Here is a 15,110-nt window from a genome sequence, read left to right on the forward strand (position 1 = left end):
GGCGAGCGGCGCCCCGCTCGTGGCACCCCGCACTCCGCCTCCCTACCCTCATTCCCGAGGACCCGGGGTCCTGGCCGGGAGGAGCCTTGAGCGACGCACAGTCCCAGACCGCGCTGAGCGCGCTGCGCATCGACCGCTCCGCCGCCCCCCTGAAGCGACAGCGCAGGCTGCGCTGGCTCATCCCCGCGGCGCTGCTGCTCGCGGTGCTCATCGCAGTGGCGGCCGCGGTGGCACGCCGCGCGCCCACCGTGCGCGTGGCGGAGGTGCGTGAGCCGCTCCCCGGGGAGCAGCAGACGGAGCTGTCCGCGTCCGGCTACGTCGACTCGCGGCGCCGCTCGGTCATCGCGCCGCTCATCGCCGGGCAGCTCGTGGAGGTCACCGTGGAGGAGGGAGAGCCCGTGCGGCAGGGGCAGGTGATGGCCCGCCTGGATGACCGGGACGCCCGCGTGGTGCTGGACCGCGCGGAGGCGGAGGTGCGGTCCGCCGAGGCCCGGCTCGGCGCCTCCCAGGCCCAGGCCCTCAACGCCGAGCGCACCACCGAGCGCACGCGCAACCTCACGAGGCAGGGCGCCGTCGCCCGGGCCCAGCTGCTCGACGTGGAGACCGCGGGCCGCGCCGCGCTGGAGTCCCTCAACCTGGCCAAGGCGCAGCTCGCCGTCGCCCGCAGGGCGCGTGAGGCGGCCCGCCTCCAGCTCGCGCACACCGTGGTGCGCGCGCCGTTCGACGGCACCGTGTCGAAGAAGCTCGCGAACGAGGGCGCGGTGCTCGCGCCCGCCGCCCTCACCGGCACCAACCTGGGCGGCATCGTCGAGCTGGTAGACCTCCGGGCCCTGGAGGTCGAGGCCGAGGTCAGCGAGGAGCAGCTGTCGCGCATCCACACCGGCCAGCCCACGCTCATCTTCCTGGACGCACTGCCCGAGCGCGCCTTCCCCGGCCAGGTGGCCACGGTGCGCCCCGCCATCGACCGCTCCAAGGCCACTGCCACGGTGCTGGTGCGCTTCCAGTCCGTCCCCCAGGGCGCGCTGCCGGACATGGGCGCCAAGGTGTCCTTCCTCCGCCAGCCGCTGCCCCCGGGCGAGCTGGACGCCCACGGCCAGCCTCCGCGCGTGCCCGCCAGCGCGGTGGTGCACGACGGCAAGGGCGACGCCGTGTGGGTGGTGAAGGACGCGCGGCTCACCCGCCAGCCGGTGCGCGTGGGCGAGCGCGTGGGCGACGAGGTGTCCCTGACGCAGGGGCCCCGCGCGGGCACGCAGGTGGTGGTGGCGCCGGACCCGAGGCGCCTGCGCGACGGCCGGCGCGTGAAGGTGGAGACGGGGGGCGGATGAGCCAGGACGCCCTGTCAGTCCCGGCCCCCGCCATGGTGCGCCTCCGGGGCGTGTCCAAGACGTACCGGCGCGGCACGGTGGAGGTGCCCGTGCTGGCGGGGGTGGACCTGACCATCGACACCGGCGCCTTCGAGGCCTTCATGGGGCCGTCCGGCTCCGGCAAGTCCACGCTGCTCAACCTCGTCTCCGGGCTGGACCAGCCCACCACCGGCAGCGTCGAGGTGGCCGGCCGCGACCTGGGGCAGATGGACGACCGCGCGCTGAGCGACTGGCGCGCCGCGCACGTGGGCTTCGTCTTCCAGCTGTACAACCTCATCCCGGTGCTCAGCGCCGCGGAGAACGTGGAACTGCCCCTGCTGCTCACGCCGCTGACGCGCGCGGAGCGGCGCCGGCACGTGGCCGCCGCGCTGGAGCTGGTGGGCCTCACCCACCGCGTGAGCCACCGCCCGCCGCAGCTGTCCGGCGGCGAGCAGCAGCGCGTGGCCATCGCCCGCGCCATCGTGTCCGACCCGGACCTCATCATCGCGGACGAGCCCACGGGGGACCTGGACCGCAAGGCGGCGGAGGCCGTGCTGGACCTCTTCGGCGTGCTCCACCGGGACCTGCACAAGACGCTGGTCATGGTGACGCACGACCCGCACGCCGCGGAGCGCGCCGGGCGCGTGCACCACCTGGACAAGGGGGTGCTCCAGTGAACTACGTGGGACTGGCGGGCCGGGACCTGCTGCGCAACCCGCTGCGGCTGACGCTGACCATCCTTGCGGGCGCGGTGGGCGTGACGGCCTTCATCTTCCTGAGCACCGTCGTCGACCTGTTCTATTACAACGCGCGGGCCGCGCAGGTGGACCGGCTCATCGTGCGCAACAAGGTGTCCTTCACCCAGCCGCTGCCGCTGTCCTACTACGCGCGCATCGCCGCGCTGCCGGGCGTCACCTCCGTCACGCACCAGGAGTGGTTCGGCGGCACGCTGGGCGACACGCAGAAGGACTTCTTCGCCAACTTCGCCATCGACCCCCACACCTTCCTGGACGTCTTCCCGGAGTACCTCGTCCCGCCTCAGCAGCTGGCCGCCTTCCGCGGCGACCCGTGCGGCGCGCTCGTGGGGGAGCGGCTGGCACGGCGCTTCGGCTGGAAGGTCGGGGACCGCGTGACGCTCAAGGGGCAGATCTACCCCGGTGACTGGACGTTCAACGTGCGCGGCATCTACACCGGCGCGCGCCCCGGCGTGGACACCACCGCGCTGTTGTTCGGCTACCGCTGCCTCAACGAGAGCGACCGGCTGACGGAGGCGCGCAAGGACCAGGTGGGCATCTACGCGGTGCGCGTGGATGACCCGGCGCGCTCGGCGGGGGTGGCGGCGGCCATCGACCACCTGTTCGACAACAGCCCCTACCCGACGAAGACCGAGAGCGAGAAGGCCTTCCAGCTGGGCTTCGTGGCCATGTCCTCGGCCATCGTCACCGCGGTGCGGGTGGTGTCCTCCGTCATCCTGCTCATCATCCTGCTCGTCATCGGCAACACGCTGGCCATGGGTGTGCGCGAGCGCACCCGCGACATCGCCACCCTGCGCGCCATGGGCTTCCGCCCTCGCACCGTGGTGGCGTTGGTGCTGTCCGAGTCCGCCGTCATCGGCCTGTGCTCCGCGGCGCTGGGCGCGACGGCCGCGCCGCTGCTGGTGGGCGTCTTCGCGAAGCTCATCGCCTCGCGGTTCGGCCCCATGCCGGACCACCTCACGCGCGGGCACACGCTCTGGGTGTCCGCGCTCGCGGCGGTGATGGTGGCCCTGCTGGCGGGCGTGGGGCCGGCCCTGCGCGCGGTGCGGCTGCCGGTGGCGGAAGGCCTGCGGAAGGTGGCCTGAGCCATGGTGCCGCTCTTCTACAATGCCCGCAGCCTGTGGGCGCGCCGGCTGTCCACCGGCCTCACGGTGGTGGGGCTGGGGCTGGTCGTCTTCGTCTTCGCCGCGGTGCTGATGCTGGCCAACGGCATCGAGTCCGCGCTCGCCTCCGGCGGGGACCCGTCCAACGTCGTCGTGCTGCGCAAGGGGGCCACCAGCGAGCTGGTCAGCGGCATGGAGCGGGACGCGGTGCGCATCCTCACCACGGACCCGCAGGTGGCCTCCGGGCCGGACGGCACGCCGCTGGTGTCCGGGGAGCGGGTGGTGCTGCTGACGCTGCCCAGCGGCCGCACGCAGGCGATGAACACGTCCGCGCGCGGCATCAGCGCGGAGAGCTTCGCGGCGCGGCCGGAGGTCCAGCTCGTCTCCGGGCGCAGGCCCCGGCCGGGCACCAACGAGGTGGTGCTGGGCCGCTCGCTCGTGGGCACCTCGCCGGAGGCCACGTTGGGCGGGGAGCTGCGGTTCGCCCAGCAGCGCTGGCCGGTGGTGGGCGTCTTCGCAGCCCGGGGGGGCGCCTTCGAATCCGAGGTGTGGGCGGACGCCCTGCGCCTGGGCACGGCCTTCGGGCGCGACGACTTCAGCTCCGCGGTGGTGCGGCTGCGCTCGCCCGCGGACGTGGACGCCTTCGTCAAGCGCGTGGAGGCCAACCCGCGCTTCACCCTGGAGGCCAGGCCGGAGCCGACGTACTGGGCGGATCAGGCCAGCGGGCTGGCCGCCTTCATCCGCGTGCTGGGCCTCTTCGTGTCCTTCGTCTTCAGCCTGGGCGCGGTGCTGGGGGCGATGATCACCATGTACGCCCAGGTCGCGACGCGCGTCGCGGAGCTGGGGATGCTGCGCGCGGTGGGCTTCCGGCGGCGCAGCGTGCTGGCCAGCGTGGTCGTGGAGTCCGCAATGCTGGGCACGGCCGGCGGCGTGCTGGGCGCGCTGGGGGCGCTGGCCACGCGGTGGATCCACATCCGCACGCTCAACTTCCAGACCTTCGCGGCGGTGAGCTTCGGCTTCTCCCCCACCCCCGCCATCCTGCTGGGCGCGCTGCTGTTCGGCACGGCGATGGGGCTGCTGGGAGGGCTGCTGCCCGCGCTGCGCGCCTCGCGCCTCTCCATCCTGGACGCGCTGCGCGCCTGAGCGGCGGGACGGAAGGCCTCAGCCTTCCAGCTGCTCCGCGGTGAGGCAGCCCGCCGCGAGGTCCAGGTCCTCCAGCGGGATGCGCTGGATGTGCTCCCGGGGCTCGTCCACGTTGTCGCGGTACTTGTGCGAGCCGCTCTCGTAGGTGACCCACAGCTCGCCGTCGATGACGTTGATGCCCTGGGCGTACGGGTCGATGAGCCCGTTGCCGATGTCCACCCGCTTGTCGATGTCCGCGGAGAAGGTGTCCTCCGTGGACGTGAACGGCTGGTAGACGAGCTTCTGGTCGCCCGTGGTGAAGAGGATGCCGCCGTCGACGATGGTCATCCCCTGCGCGCGGTCCGGCGCGCGGATGGGGCCCTCGCGCGAGTCCTCGATGAGCGCGCCGGTCTTCTCGTCGAGCTTGTAGCGCCAGACGGCGCCCGCCTTGCCATCGCCGTCCGGGCTGTAGCCACCGATGTACGCGTAGCCGTCCTTGATGGTCATGTAGCTGCCGGAGGACACGAGCCCGATGCCGGTGGCGGGATCCGTCAGCCCCTCGGGCTTGGGGACATCCATGACCTGGGAGGGCATGGCCTCGCGGCACTCGTTCTGGGCCGCTTCAATCTCTTCGCGCGTGTAGACGTAGATGTGGTCCGTGTCGGAGACGTAGACGTGGTCGCCGTCCGTCGACACGCCGCCTCCGTGGCCAGGCGGACCCGCCGGCGGCGGCCCGCCGAGCACGGCCTGGTGCGTCTCCTTGCCCGAGTCCTTGTCCTGCACGGACAGCAGCACCCGGTGGTCGTCGTTGTAGTAGGTCGTGAGCACTTCGCCGCGTTTGGCGTCGTAGCCCTGGCCCTGGGGCGTCCACCCCGCGTCCAGGTGGATGAACTCCGGGCCGATCTTCTCCCCGCTGCTCGCCTTCGTCAGGGGGGAGTCCACGCTCGCGGGAGCCGCGGCCGACGGCGTCTTCCCGAAGCCGCTGAGGTCCACGGGGCGGGCCTTCGCCTGCTCCAGGCCGTCCTGGAAGTAGGGGGCGGCGGTGGGCGGCGGCGCGGGCGGGGCCACCGGAGGCTTCGTGACCGCCGTCTGGACCGTGCTGACGACCTGGCGGATGAGGGAGCTGATCAAGGGCGGACCTCCAGCGGGATGCGCTTGGGGCGCGAAGCATACACCAGGGCCGGCATCCCCCCGGGTGCACTGTCCGCCAGTGGAAGCCGTGCCACGCCCGGGCACGGCTTGCCGCTCCGGGCGCCTTCCCCAGATTGCCGCTCCGGGCGCAAGGACCTGGAGCCCATGAACGCCTCGCCCCAGCCCCAGGACTCGCGTCGCGGGCTCCCGGCCATGTGGGGCCGGGCGCTCCTGCTGGGGTTGCTGCTCGCGGGCCTCGCGTTGCTCACGTCCTCGGAGGCGTTCCAGTCCCAGCTGCGCCGGGTGCTCGACGCGGCCGCGCCCGTCATCTCCGCGCATCCCTTCTGGGGCGCGGTGCTCTTCGTCCTGCTCTCCGCCCTGTCCGCGATGCTGGCCTTCTTCTCCAGCGCGCTGCTGCTGCCGGTGGCGCTCCAGGCCTGGGGAAAGGCGGTCTGCGCGCTGCTGCTCTGGGTGGGCTGGATGCTGGGCGGCGCGTGCGCGTACGGCATCGCCCGCGCCTGGGGCAGGCCCGTCATCCGCCGGCTCACCTCCGCCAGCCTGCTCGCCCGCTACGAGGAGCGCGTCTCCCGGCGCACGCCCTTCGGCGTGGTGCTCCTCTTCCAGCTCGCCGTCCCCTCCGAGATCCCGGGCTACGTGCTCGGGCTGGCGCGCTATGGCCTGCGTCGCTACCTGGCCGTGCTCGCCCTGGCGGAGCTGCCCTACGCGGTGGGCACTGTCTACCTGGGGGCCAGCGTCCTGGCGCGGCGCACGCCCGCGCTGCTGGGCCTGGGCGCGGCCGGCATCCTCGCCGGCCTGCTCGCCTTCCACCTGCTGCGCAAGCGGCTCGGCGCGCGGCCGCCGTCCGGCTGACGGCGGCGGCCCGGCGGGTGGACAGACCTCCCGGCCGTGCTTCTCCTGAGCGAGGGGGGCACACCATGTATTTCGAGGACCGGGTGGACGCGGGCCGGCGGCTCGCGCGAAGGCTGCTGGAGGCCGGGTACACGGGCGAGGACACCGTCGTCGTGGGGCTGCCACGGGGCGGGGTCCCCGTCGCCTACGAGGTGGCGTCGGCGCTGGGCGCTCCCCTGGACGTCTGCGTGGTGCGCAAGGTGGGCGCTCCGAACTACCCGGAGCTGGGCCTGGGGGCGGTGGCGGAGGGAGGCGTCGTCTTCCTCGACCGCAAGCGGATGGACGAGGTGGACGTCACGGAAGACGACCTCCGCGGGCCCATCCGCCAGAAGACCGAGGAGGTGGAGGAGCGCGTGGCGCGCTTCCGCCAGGGCGCGCCGCCGCCGCGCGTGGAGGGACAGCGCATCCTCCTCGTCGATGACTGCATCGCGACCGGCGCCACCGTCTGGGCGGCCCTCCAGGCGCTGCGCGCGCGGAAGCCCGGGCGCATCGTCCTCGCCGTCCCCGTGGCGCAGACCCTGACGCTCAACGCGCTGAGGCCGCTGGTGGATGACGTGGTGTGCCCGTTCTCCACGCTGTCGCTGTTCTCGATTGGCCAGTGGTACCTGGACTTCCGGCAGGTGCCCGACGAGGAGGTGGTGGACCTGCTGACGCTGGCGCGGAGCACCTTCGAGCAGCGCCGGCGCGCGTCCCCTCCCGGCTCCGCCCACCCCGGTCCACCTCCGAGATGAGCACGGGGAGGCCCGTCGCGAGGGTGGGACAGCGCGGGGACCGGGCGCACGGCGAGACCGCCCCACCGCCTTGCACCCGGACGGAGGCTCCCCACCGTTTCACCGGTGCTGGGGTCCGCCGTGCATCCCGCGCGGCGACCGGCGCCACCGAGGTGATGAGTCATGGCAATGCATCCCATCCGGCGCGCGCGGGAGCTCGCGCGCAGTGAGCAGTCGTGGGACCCGTTCGCGCAGATGCACGAGTTGCTCCAGGCGGATCCCATGGCGCTGCTGCGCAAGATGATGCCGGGCGGCGAGGAGGGCTGGTCGCTCGCGCCGGACTTCGACGTGAAGGAGACCAAGGACGCCTATGTCTTCAAGGCGGACCTGCCGGGCGTGAAGCAGGAGGACCTGGAGGTCTCCGTCACCGGGCAGCGGCTGATCATCAGCGGCAAGCGCGACGAGGAGAAGCGTGAGGAGGGCGAGCGTTATTTCACATACGAGCGCAGCCACGGCAGCTTCAGCCGATCCTTCACCGTCCCGGAGGGCGTGGACGTGGATCGAGTCAACGCGGAGCTGAAGGACGGCGTGCTCGTCCTGAGGATTCCCAAGCGCGCCGAGGCCCAGTCCAAGCGCATCCAGATTGGCGGGGGCGGGGCCAAGGGCAAGGCGTGAGTGGAGTCCGGCCGCGTGTCAGGCGCGGCCGGCTCGCGGCCCTCGGGGTGGGGGCGGGAGGTGGGCTGCCTGAAGTGGCGGCCCGGCAGGGCTGGCGGGGCTGGGGCTTCGGGCTGGCCCTGCTGGCCGCGCTCATCCTGGTGGTGGCGCGCGCCTCCGACGAGCGTGAGTTCGCGCGCCTGCTGAAGCAGTCCGCCCCCGCGTGGCTGTTCGTCGCCGTGCTGCTCCAGGCGGCGACGTACCTGTCCCAGTCCGCGGTGTGGCGCGCGGTGTTGCGACGGACGCGCTTCCACGTGCCCCTGGGCGCCCTCTACACGATGAGCTTCGCGAAGCTCTTCGTCGACCAGGCCCTCCCCTCCGCGGGCATCAGCGGCGCGGCGCTCATCGTCCACGGCCTGGAGCGGCGCGGGGTGGCGCGGGGGCCGGTGATGGCCTGCGTGGTGGTGGAGACGATGACCAACTACACCGCGCTCATCCTGGCGCTGCTCGTCGCGCTGGGCATGGAGGACTTCATTGGCGAGGCGCGGCGGCTGGTGTGGATGGCCACGGCGGTGCTCATCGCGCTCAGCGGCGCGCTCATCGTCTTCCTCCTGCGCCTGTCCCGGGGCGACGGGGACCACCGGCCGCCCCGGGGCTTCGCGAGGATCCCGGGAGCGAGGACGCTGCTGCACGCCCTTTCCGAAGCCCCGCCGGAGCTGGCGCACAGCGCCCGCGTGCTGACCGAGGCGACTGTCTTCAACTTCATCATCCACCTGCTCGACGCGGCGACGCTCTGGACCCTGCTGCGTGCCATTGGCGTGGACGCGGCGCCCACCCACGTCTTCACCGCCTTCATGCTGTCGGCGCTGGCGCGGGTTCTGGGCGTCATCCCCGGAGGCCTGGGCACCTTCGAGGCCGCCTCCACCGGTGCGCTGACGCTGATGGGCGTGCCCCTGGCCGCGGCGCTCTCCGCGACGGTGCTGTTCCGCGGCTTCAGCTTCTACCTCCCCCTGCTGCCGGGCCTCTGGCTCTCGCGGGGAGTGCTTCGCGAGTGACACGCGGAGATAGCGAAAGACATCGGATCACCCAGGCGGACCGCTCGGCGTTCGGCCGCCGATGCTTGCCCGGGCTCCATGGCATCCTCTTCGGCGTAGCGGCCTTCCACCTCTTGCGCAAACGCCTCGGGCCGTAGCCCCCGGGCCGTCCCCCGCTCCACCGACGCGGGCCCGGCCGTGCCGAAGCGACAGGCAGCTCAAGGTCCCTGGTTCTCACGCACGGCGGCGGCCGTCTGGTCCAGCTCCGCGGACAGCAGCACCAGCAGGTCGTCGAGCGACACCAGCCCTGCCACGCGCCCCTGCCCATCGACGATGGGCAGGCGGCGCACGCCCTGCTTCCGGAAGGCGAAGAGCGTCTGGTCGAGCGTATCCTCCACGCGCATCACCGCAGGCGCCCGCGACATGACGTCCGAGATGGCGACGGCCGTGGCGTCCCTGCGTTCCGCCACCAGCCGGGTGACGATGTCCCGGTCGGTCAGCACGCCCACCGGGCGCAGGTCGTCCTGGACGACCACCAACGCCCCCACGTGCTGATCCCGCATCCGCTGCGCGGCCTCGGCCACGCTCTGCCCGGGCAGGATGACGGCCACCGTCTTGCGGCAGAACCTCGCGAGCGACATGGAGCCTCCCAGGACGCATGGCGAGGGTGTCCCGCGCACGTCCTCCTCCCAGGAAAGCAGCGCACCGCCCCGGAGGGATGCAACCCCGCAGGGCAGAGCGGAGCGGCGAGCACAGCTCCTCCCCCTGGTGACCGCGAAGCCCTCGTCTCCTTCCCGGGCACGTTGTTGGACGGCGACGCGCGGCGCGAGGCGGAGTGAGTGTGGCGGCGGCGCAGCCTCCGGACCGGGCCCGTGCCCTCCGCGAGCCCGGAGCCCGAAGGGCTGTTGGCTGACGCTCCTGCGCGACGTGGCTGGGGCTTCGGGCTGGCCCTGCTGGCCCTGCTGGCCGCGCTCATCCTGGTGGTGGCGCGCGCCTCCGACGAGCGTGAGTTCGCGCCCCTGCTGAAGCAGTCCGCCCCTGCGTGGCTGTTCGTCGCCGTGCTGCTCCAGGCGGCGACGTACCTGTCCCAGTCCGCGGTGTGGCGCGCGGTGTTGCGGCGGACGCGCTTCCACGTGCCCCTGGGTGCCCTCTACACGATGAGCTTCGCGAAACTTTTCGTCGACCAGGCCCTCCCCTCCGCGGGCATCAGCGGCGCGGCGCTCTCCGCGACGGTGCTGTTCCGCGGCTTCAGCTTCTACCTCCCCCTGCTGCCGGGCCTCTGGCTCTCCCGGGGCGTGCTCCGCGAGTGACAGCGCCTGACGACTGCGTGCGGCTCGCCCGCGATGGCGGTTGCCTTGTCGCAGGGGTGTTCGTCCAGCAAGCAACGGCAGCACCGCTTTCCGGGTGATGGCCCGCGCATCTTCCCGGGCTCAGTATCCCCGGCCGCCCTTGTCGCGGAGCGCTCGTTGCTGGATCGACGCGAGAGGCGCTTCCTCATCCCGTCACAGCTCCGTGGATAGGGATTGAAACCTCCGGAGGGTTCTCATGAGAAATGCATTCACCCGGTGGATGCTGGTGCTCGGGGTATCGCTGCTGGCGGCTTGCACCCTCTCTTCCTCCGACTCCGAATCGGACGAGGTCGGGTACGCGGACGCCGCGCAGCAACTCCTCTCACCCGACGGCGCTCCCGACTCCGCCATCTCCAGCACGCCCCAGGGCTGTTCAACGCCGGGAGGACAAAGCTGTGCGGGATGGAGTCCGGCGGGCTCCATGTCGACACCTCGCAGTTTTCACACCGCGACGCTGCTGCGCAATGGCCGGGTCCTCGTCGCGGGAGGCGACACCGCGAGGGCGGACCTGTACGCCCCGGCCTCCCGGACCTGGAGCCCGACCGGCTCCATGACCGTGTCCCGCTACGATCACACGGCGACGCTGCTGCCTGACGGAAAGGTCCTCGTCGCGGGGGGCATCAACCCCACGGATGGCGTCCTGGCGACGGCGGAGGTGTACGACCCTGCTTCAGGAACCTGGTGCCCGACGGGCTCCATGACCACGGCGCGCGTCGCACATGAAGCGACGCTGCTCTCCAACGGAAAGGTTCTCGTCTCGGGGGGGTCGGACGGCAGCGGCATCGGCTTCGCGACAGCGGAGGTGTACGACCCGGCCTCGGGCACCTGGAGCACCACCGGCTCCCTGGCGGCGGCACGCTCCAATCACACGTCGACGGGGCTGCCTGACGGTAGGGTGCTGGTCGCGGGAGGGTACAACGTGCTCTTGTCCCTCGCGTCCTCGGAACTGTACGACCCTGCCTCGGGATCCTGGAGCACTACGGGATCCATGGCAATGGGTCGCGGCGAGCACACGGCGACGCTGCTGCCCGATGGCAACGTCCTCGTCGCGGGAGGGCTCAACTTCGGCACGGGCGGCTACCTCGCGACGGCGGAGGTCTATGCCCCAGCCACGGGAGCCTGGAGCACGACGGGTTCCATGGCTTCGGTTCGAGGTCAGCATGTCGCGGCGCTGATCACTGACGGAAGAGTGCTTGTCGCCGGTGGCTGGACGGGGACCCGCGCGCTCGCGGAGTCGGAAGTGTACGAGCCGACCTCGGGGGCCTGGAGTGCGGCCAGTTCCATGGCCGAGCCTCGGATATCGCCCACGGCCACGGCGTTGCCCGACGGAAGGGTCCTCGTCGCAGGGGGATTCGGCTCGGAAGGAGCCGTCACCTCGACCGCGGAGGTGTACGGCCCGCTGCGGGGCACCTGGAAGGCAACGGGTTCGATGCGCGAGCCTCGCCGTGAGCACACGGCGACCTTGCTGCTCAACGGCAAGGTCCTCGTCGCGGGGGGCGCAGACGAGAACTACAGCGCGGTTGCGACAGCGGAGCTCTACGACCAGGCCTCGGGCGCCTGGCGCGCGACGGGCTCGATGACCGGGCCCCGCTTTCGCAACACGGCAACGCTGTTGCCCAACGGAAAGGTGCTGGTCGCGGGGGGCATCAGCCGCACCGAATCGCTCAGGACGGCGGAGCTCTATGACCCGGTCTCGGGCACCTGGCGCAGGACCGGCTCGCTGGCAGCCCCGCGTTGGAGTCACGTGGCGGTGCTGCTGCCAAATGGGAAGGTCCTCGTCCTGGGTGGTGACGACGCCGACGGGAAACCACTCGCGACCGCGGAGGTGTACGACCCGGCCACGGACACCTGGCGCACGACGGGCTCCATGGCTTCAGCCCGCGTCCAACACGCGGCGACGCTGTTGCCCGACGGCAGGGTGCTCGTCGCGGGGGGAGCCAACCTCGACAGTGGCGCCCTCGCGTCGGCGGAGGTGTACAACCCGGCGTCGGGGACCTGGCGTGCCACCAGTTCCATGTCCGTGCCGCGCCTCGTCCCCACGATGACGCTGTTGTTCACCGGAAAGGCCCTCATCGCCGGGGGATGGTCCGGTGAGCGCGAACTGGAGACCGCGGAGACGTATGACTTTCGCTCGGGCACCTGGCGCGCGACGGGCTCCATGACCGGACCCCGCGTCAGTGCCCAGGCAACGCCGCTGTTCAACGGAGGGACACTCGTCGTCGGCGGTTATAACGAGCGCGGGATCCTCGCGACGGCGGAGGTGTACGACCCGCTCTCGGGGACGTGGCGTGCCGCCTGCTCCATGTCCAGACCTCGCTATAACCACACGCCAACGTTGCTGTTCAACGGGAAGGTCCTCGTTGCGGGGGACGACGAAACGACTGGGACGGCGGAGCTGTACTCACCCTGAACTCCGTCCGGGGAACCCTCCCGATGTCAGCTGCCCCATCGGCGCTGGCGCCGGAGGGGGGATTGCCGCAATTCCTCTCAAAGCGCAACCTCTGACGTTATGCAATTCCCCAAGCTGGCGCTGGCCTGTCTGTTGTTGGTGTGGAGTCAGGTGGCCGGGGCGCACTCGTCGCGTCCGGCCGTCTGGACCGAGAGCGCGATGGTGAAGGTGCGCCCGGAGACGCCTCCCCGCTCCCAGCGATCCATTTCGCTCACCGCCGCGCGCAACGAGTTCGTGTCCTTCCAGGTGGTGCTCCACGGCGGCACGACGGGCCTGCGGGGCGTGAGCGCCGCGCTGCCGGAGCTGCGTGGGGGCCGGTCGCGCATCCAGGGCGGAGACCTGCTGCTCTACCGGGAAGCGTTCCTGGACATCACGACCCCCACGCCTCCGGGGACGACTCCCGGGCGGTGGCCGGACGGCTTGGTGCCGGACGTGGACGAAGTCGTGGGCGAGAAGCGTCTGGCCTTTCCCTTTGACGTGCCCGCGGGCGAAGCCCGTGCCATCTGGGTGGACGTGCACGTGCCGTCCAACGCGCGCCCCGGCAACTACCGGGGCACCGTGACGGTGAGAGGCGAAGGCTTCACTTCGCGGGTGGAGGTGCGCCTCCAGGTGGTGGACGCCGTCCTGCCGAGCACCTCCTCCCTGCGCAGCGCCTTCCTGCTCTGGCCGCCCCACGTGTGCCGCGCCTTCACGGGAGATCCGGTGTGCCCCGTGGACACGCAGGTGCGGCTCTTGAAGCTGTTCCACCGGATGGCGCTGGAGCACCGCATCACGCTGGCGAGCGCCTTCCCCCGGGAGGTGAACCTGCCCACGTGGGACCTGCCGGACTACGACACGTTCAATGAGCGCTGGGGGCCGTTCCTCGACGGCACCGCCCCCAACCGGCTGCAAGGGGCGCGCATGACGGCCTTGCAGTACCTGGGGCCGGCCAACGGCGCGTCCCTGACGGAGTTCCAGACAGAGGCGGAAGCGCGCGGATGGCTGTCGCGCTCCTTCGACTACGTGGGGGACGAGCCGCCCTATGGCACCAGCTGGGAGGCCGTGGCGGCCCGCGCGGAGCTCACCCGCACCGCGGCCCCGCTTCTGCGCACGCTGCTGACCAGCACCGTCACCGAACTGGAAGCCCACGGGCTCCTGGAGGAGATCGACATCATCACCGTGCTGGTGAACTTCATCGACGGAACCAAGCCGCCCTACGTGGGCGACCAGCGCCCCAAGTACGACGACTTCCTCGCCCAGCCCCGCCGCGAGCTGTGGCTCTACCAGAGCTGCGCCAGCCACGGCTGCTCCCCGAACGAGCCGCCGCCTCCGGAGAACATCCCCGGCCAGGGCTGGCCCTCGTACATGGTGGACCGCTCGGCGGCCAAGGCGCGAGGCATGCAGTGGCTGGACTTCATCAACGGCGCCAGCGGCGAGCTGTACTACCAGACGGTGGGCCTGCTCTACACCGCGTGGACGACGCAGTTCCGCTTCAATGGCAACGGCGACGGCACCCTCTTCTACCCGGGGCTGCCCTCCATCATCGGCGGCACCACCGAGATCCCCCTGCCCTCGCTGCGCATGAAGCTCATCCGGCAAGGCATGCAGGACTACGAATGGCTCAAGCTGGTGAGTGACGCGGGCGACCCGGCGTACGCGCGCGCCGTGGCCCGGAAGCTCATCCCGCACGCCTGGGCGGTCCCCGACGACGGCGAGGCCTTCGACCGGGCGCGGCTGCTGCTCATCAAGCGCTACCGTCAGTTGTGCCGGGACCGCGTGTCGCCTCCCTGAGGCCGGACGCGGCGGACCCACGCCTTGCGCGCCTCCTCCAGCGCCAGCATCCCGGCGGCGAACGGCAGCACGAAGAGCCACGCCGCGGCGGGCACCGGGGCCGTGGCGAAGACGCGGTTGCCCCACGGCGTGTAGAGGATGAAGCCGAGCAGCAGCAGCTCCACCGCCACGCCCACGAACAGCAGCGGGTTGTCCCTCGGCCGCACGGAGAAGGTGGGCGCGCGCTCCGTGCGGCACAGCAGCACGTTGCACACCTGCATCACGACGATGGCGCCCTGGCACGCGGCCATGGCCGGCAGGTGCACCAGCGCCACCTCCATCGGGTCGCCGACCAGCACCGGCGCCCCGTCACGGCGCACCTCCTGGAGCGTGTGGCACAGGCGGGCGCCCTCGAAGAGGCGCGGGGACGACGCAGCCAGCGCGGCCAACTCCGGAGGCGAGGCGGCGTGCCGGCCGCTGGCGACGAACAGGGCGCGCGCCTCCATCCGGTTCTCGGTGAGGGTGCCCGTCTTGTCCGTGCAGATGACGGTCGCCGAGCCCAGCGTCTCCACGGAGACCAGGTCGCGCACGACGACGTTGCGCCGGGCCATGCGCTGCGAAGCCATGGCCAGCGCCAGCGTGACGGTGGGCAGCAGCCCCTCGGAGACCGGGTTGGGGCCGAACTCGCGCTGGCGGCGCTCCCCCTCCGCGCTGGCCAGCCCCTGCGCGCGGCTGTCCAGGCTGCGCAGGCTCTCGGCCACCGTGAGGTGATGGATCTTCATGGGCGCCCGCCTCCCCTGGA

The 15,110-nt window shown here is 72.0% G+C and carries 14 protein-coding genes; 11 read left to right on the forward strand and 3 right to left on the reverse strand.

Annotated features, from left to right (window positions below):
- Positions 1-86: 86 nt before the first annotated feature.
- Genes AABA78_RS17370 through AABA78_RS17385 form a run of 4 tightly spaced genes read left to right on the forward strand, consistent with a single transcriptional unit; the run spans position 87 to position 4,344 of the window.
- Positions 87-1,325, forward strand: coding sequence for an efflux RND transporter periplasmic adaptor subunit (locus tag AABA78_RS17370; protein ID WP_338264150.1), 1,239 nt, complete (start codon positions 87-89; stop codon positions 1,323-1,325).
- On the forward strand, positions 1,322-2,020 hold the full coding sequence (locus AABA78_RS17375) for an ABC transporter ATP-binding protein (protein WP_338264151.1): 699 nt from the start codon (positions 1,322-1,324) through the stop codon (positions 2,018-2,020). The genes AABA78_RS17370 and AABA78_RS17375 overlap by 4 nt, the downstream gene beginning before the upstream one ends.
- Positions 2,017-3,183, forward strand: a complete 1,167-nt coding sequence (locus tag AABA78_RS17380; protein ID WP_338264152.1) for an ABC transporter permease — start codon at positions 2,017-2,019, stop codon at positions 3,181-3,183. Before AABA78_RS17375 ends, AABA78_RS17380 begins: the two co-directional genes overlap by 4 nt.
- 3 nt (positions 3,184-3,186) lie before the next feature.
- Positions 3,187-4,344 carry an ABC transporter permease gene (locus AABA78_RS17385; protein WP_338264153.1) on the forward strand — a complete coding sequence of 386 codons (1,158 nt, stop codon included), beginning with the start codon at positions 3,187-3,189 and terminating at the stop codon, positions 4,342-4,344.
- Between the two features lie 18 nt (positions 4,345-4,362).
- Here AABA78_RS17385 and AABA78_RS17390 read toward each other — a convergent pair whose 3' ends face one another.
- Positions 4,363-5,454 (reverse strand): hypothetical protein, encoded by a 1,092-nt coding sequence (locus AABA78_RS17390; protein WP_338264154.1) that lies wholly within the window; start codon positions 5,452-5,454, stop codon positions 4,363-4,365.
- Between the two features lie 165 nt (positions 5,455-5,619).
- Between AABA78_RS17390 and AABA78_RS17395 the strand changes: the two genes are divergently transcribed.
- The 4 genes from AABA78_RS17395 to AABA78_RS17410 all read left to right on the forward strand — a co-directional run bounded on the left by AABA78_RS17395 (position 5,620) and on the right by AABA78_RS17410 (position 8,782).
- A complete protein-coding gene (locus AABA78_RS17395) occupies positions 5,620-6,324 on the forward strand; it encodes a TVP38/TMEM64 family protein (RefSeq protein ID WP_338264155.1) in 705 nt (234 codons plus the stop codon).
- Between the two features lie 65 nt (positions 6,325-6,389).
- Positions 6,390-7,094, forward strand: coding sequence for a phosphoribosyltransferase (locus tag AABA78_RS17400; protein WP_338264156.1), 705 nt, complete (start codon positions 6,390-6,392; stop codon positions 7,092-7,094).
- Between the two features lie 162 nt (positions 7,095-7,256).
- On the forward strand, positions 7,257-7,748 hold the full coding sequence (locus AABA78_RS17405; protein WP_338264157.1) for an Hsp20/alpha crystallin family protein: 492 nt from the start codon (positions 7,257-7,259) through the stop codon (positions 7,746-7,748).
- Between the two features lie 74 nt (positions 7,749-7,822).
- On the forward strand, positions 7,823-8,782 hold the full coding sequence (locus AABA78_RS17410) for a lysylphosphatidylglycerol synthase transmembrane domain-containing protein (protein ID WP_338264158.1): 960 nt from the start codon (positions 7,823-7,825) through the stop codon (positions 8,780-8,782).
- A gap of 197 nt (positions 8,783-8,979) precedes the next feature.
- Here AABA78_RS17410 and AABA78_RS17415 read toward each other — a convergent pair whose 3' ends face one another.
- Positions 8,980-9,402 carry a CBS domain-containing protein gene (locus tag AABA78_RS17415; protein WP_338264159.1) on the reverse strand — a complete coding sequence of 141 codons (423 nt, stop codon included), beginning with the start codon at positions 9,400-9,402 and terminating at the stop codon, positions 8,980-8,982.
- 264 nt (positions 9,403-9,666) lie between these two features.
- Here AABA78_RS17415 and AABA78_RS17420 point away from each other — a divergent pair, with 264 nt between their 5' ends.
- The 3 genes from AABA78_RS17420 (at position 9,667) to AABA78_RS17430 (ending at position 14,329) form a co-directional block, all read left to right on the forward strand.
- Positions 9,667-10,071, forward strand: a complete 405-nt coding sequence (locus AABA78_RS17420) for a lysylphosphatidylglycerol synthase domain-containing protein (protein WP_338264160.1) — start codon at positions 9,667-9,669, stop codon at positions 10,069-10,071.
- Between the two features lie 235 nt (positions 10,072-10,306).
- On the forward strand, positions 10,307-12,520 hold the full coding sequence (locus tag AABA78_RS17425) for a Kelch repeat-containing protein (RefSeq protein ID WP_338264161.1): 2,214 nt from the start codon (positions 10,307-10,309) through the stop codon (positions 12,518-12,520).
- 99 nt (positions 12,521-12,619) lie between these two features.
- Positions 12,620-14,329: a glycoside hydrolase domain-containing protein gene (locus tag AABA78_RS17430; RefSeq protein WP_338264162.1), complete on the forward strand. Its 1,710-nt coding sequence runs from the start codon at positions 12,620-12,622 to the stop codon at positions 14,327-14,329.
- On the opposite strand, the gene AABA78_RS17435 is transcribed toward AABA78_RS17430, so the two are convergent.
- Positions 14,296-15,090, reverse strand: a complete 795-nt coding sequence (locus tag AABA78_RS17435) for a cation transporting ATPase C-terminal domain-containing protein (RefSeq protein ID WP_338264163.1) — start codon at positions 15,088-15,090, stop codon at positions 14,296-14,298. The two genes, AABA78_RS17430 and AABA78_RS17435, sit on opposite strands and share 34 nt — an antisense overlap.
- Between the last annotated feature and the right edge of the window lie 20 nt (positions 15,091-15,110).

It is taken from the genome of Corallococcus caeni (assembly GCF_036245865.1).
Lineage (GTDB): Bacteria > Myxococcota > Myxococcia > Myxococcales > Myxococcaceae > Corallococcus > Corallococcus caeni.

What these genes read in the sequence shown, in the direction of transcription:
- AABA78_RS17375 (WP_338264151.1), top strand. Translation starts at nt 1,322, where the DNA reads ATGAGCCAGGACGCCCTGTCAGTCCCGGCCCCCGCCATGGTGCGCCTC.
- AABA78_RS17385 (WP_338264153.1), top strand. Translation starts at nt 3,187, where the DNA reads ATGGTGCCGCTCTTCTACAATGCCCGCAGCCTGTGGGCGCGCCGGCTG.
- AABA78_RS17395 (WP_338264155.1), top strand. Translation starts at nt 5,620, where the DNA reads ATGAACGCCTCGCCCCAGCCCCAGGACTCGCGTCGCGGGCTCCCGGCC.
- AABA78_RS17400 (WP_338264156.1), top strand. Translation starts at nt 6,390, where the DNA reads ATGTATTTCGAGGACCGGGTGGACGCGGGCCGGCGGCTCGCGCGAAGG.
- AABA78_RS17405 (WP_338264157.1), top strand. Translation starts at nt 7,257, where the DNA reads ATGGCAATGCATCCCATCCGGCGCGCGCGGGAGCTCGCGCGCAGTGAG.
- AABA78_RS17415 (WP_338264159.1), bottom strand. Translation starts at nt 9,402, where the DNA reads ATGTCGCTCGCGAGGTTCTGCCGCAAGACGGTGGCCGTCATCCTGCCC.
- AABA78_RS17425 (WP_338264161.1), top strand. Translation starts at nt 10,307, where the DNA reads ATGAGAAATGCATTCACCCGGTGGATGCTGGTGCTCGGGGTATCGCTG.
- AABA78_RS17430 (WP_338264162.1), top strand. Translation starts at nt 12,620, where the DNA reads ATGCAATTCCCCAAGCTGGCGCTGGCCTGTCTGTTGTTGGTGTGGAGT.
- AABA78_RS17435 (WP_338264163.1), bottom strand. Translation starts at nt 15,090, where the DNA reads ATGAAGATCCATCACCTCACGGTGGCCGAGAGCCTGCGCAGCCTGGAC.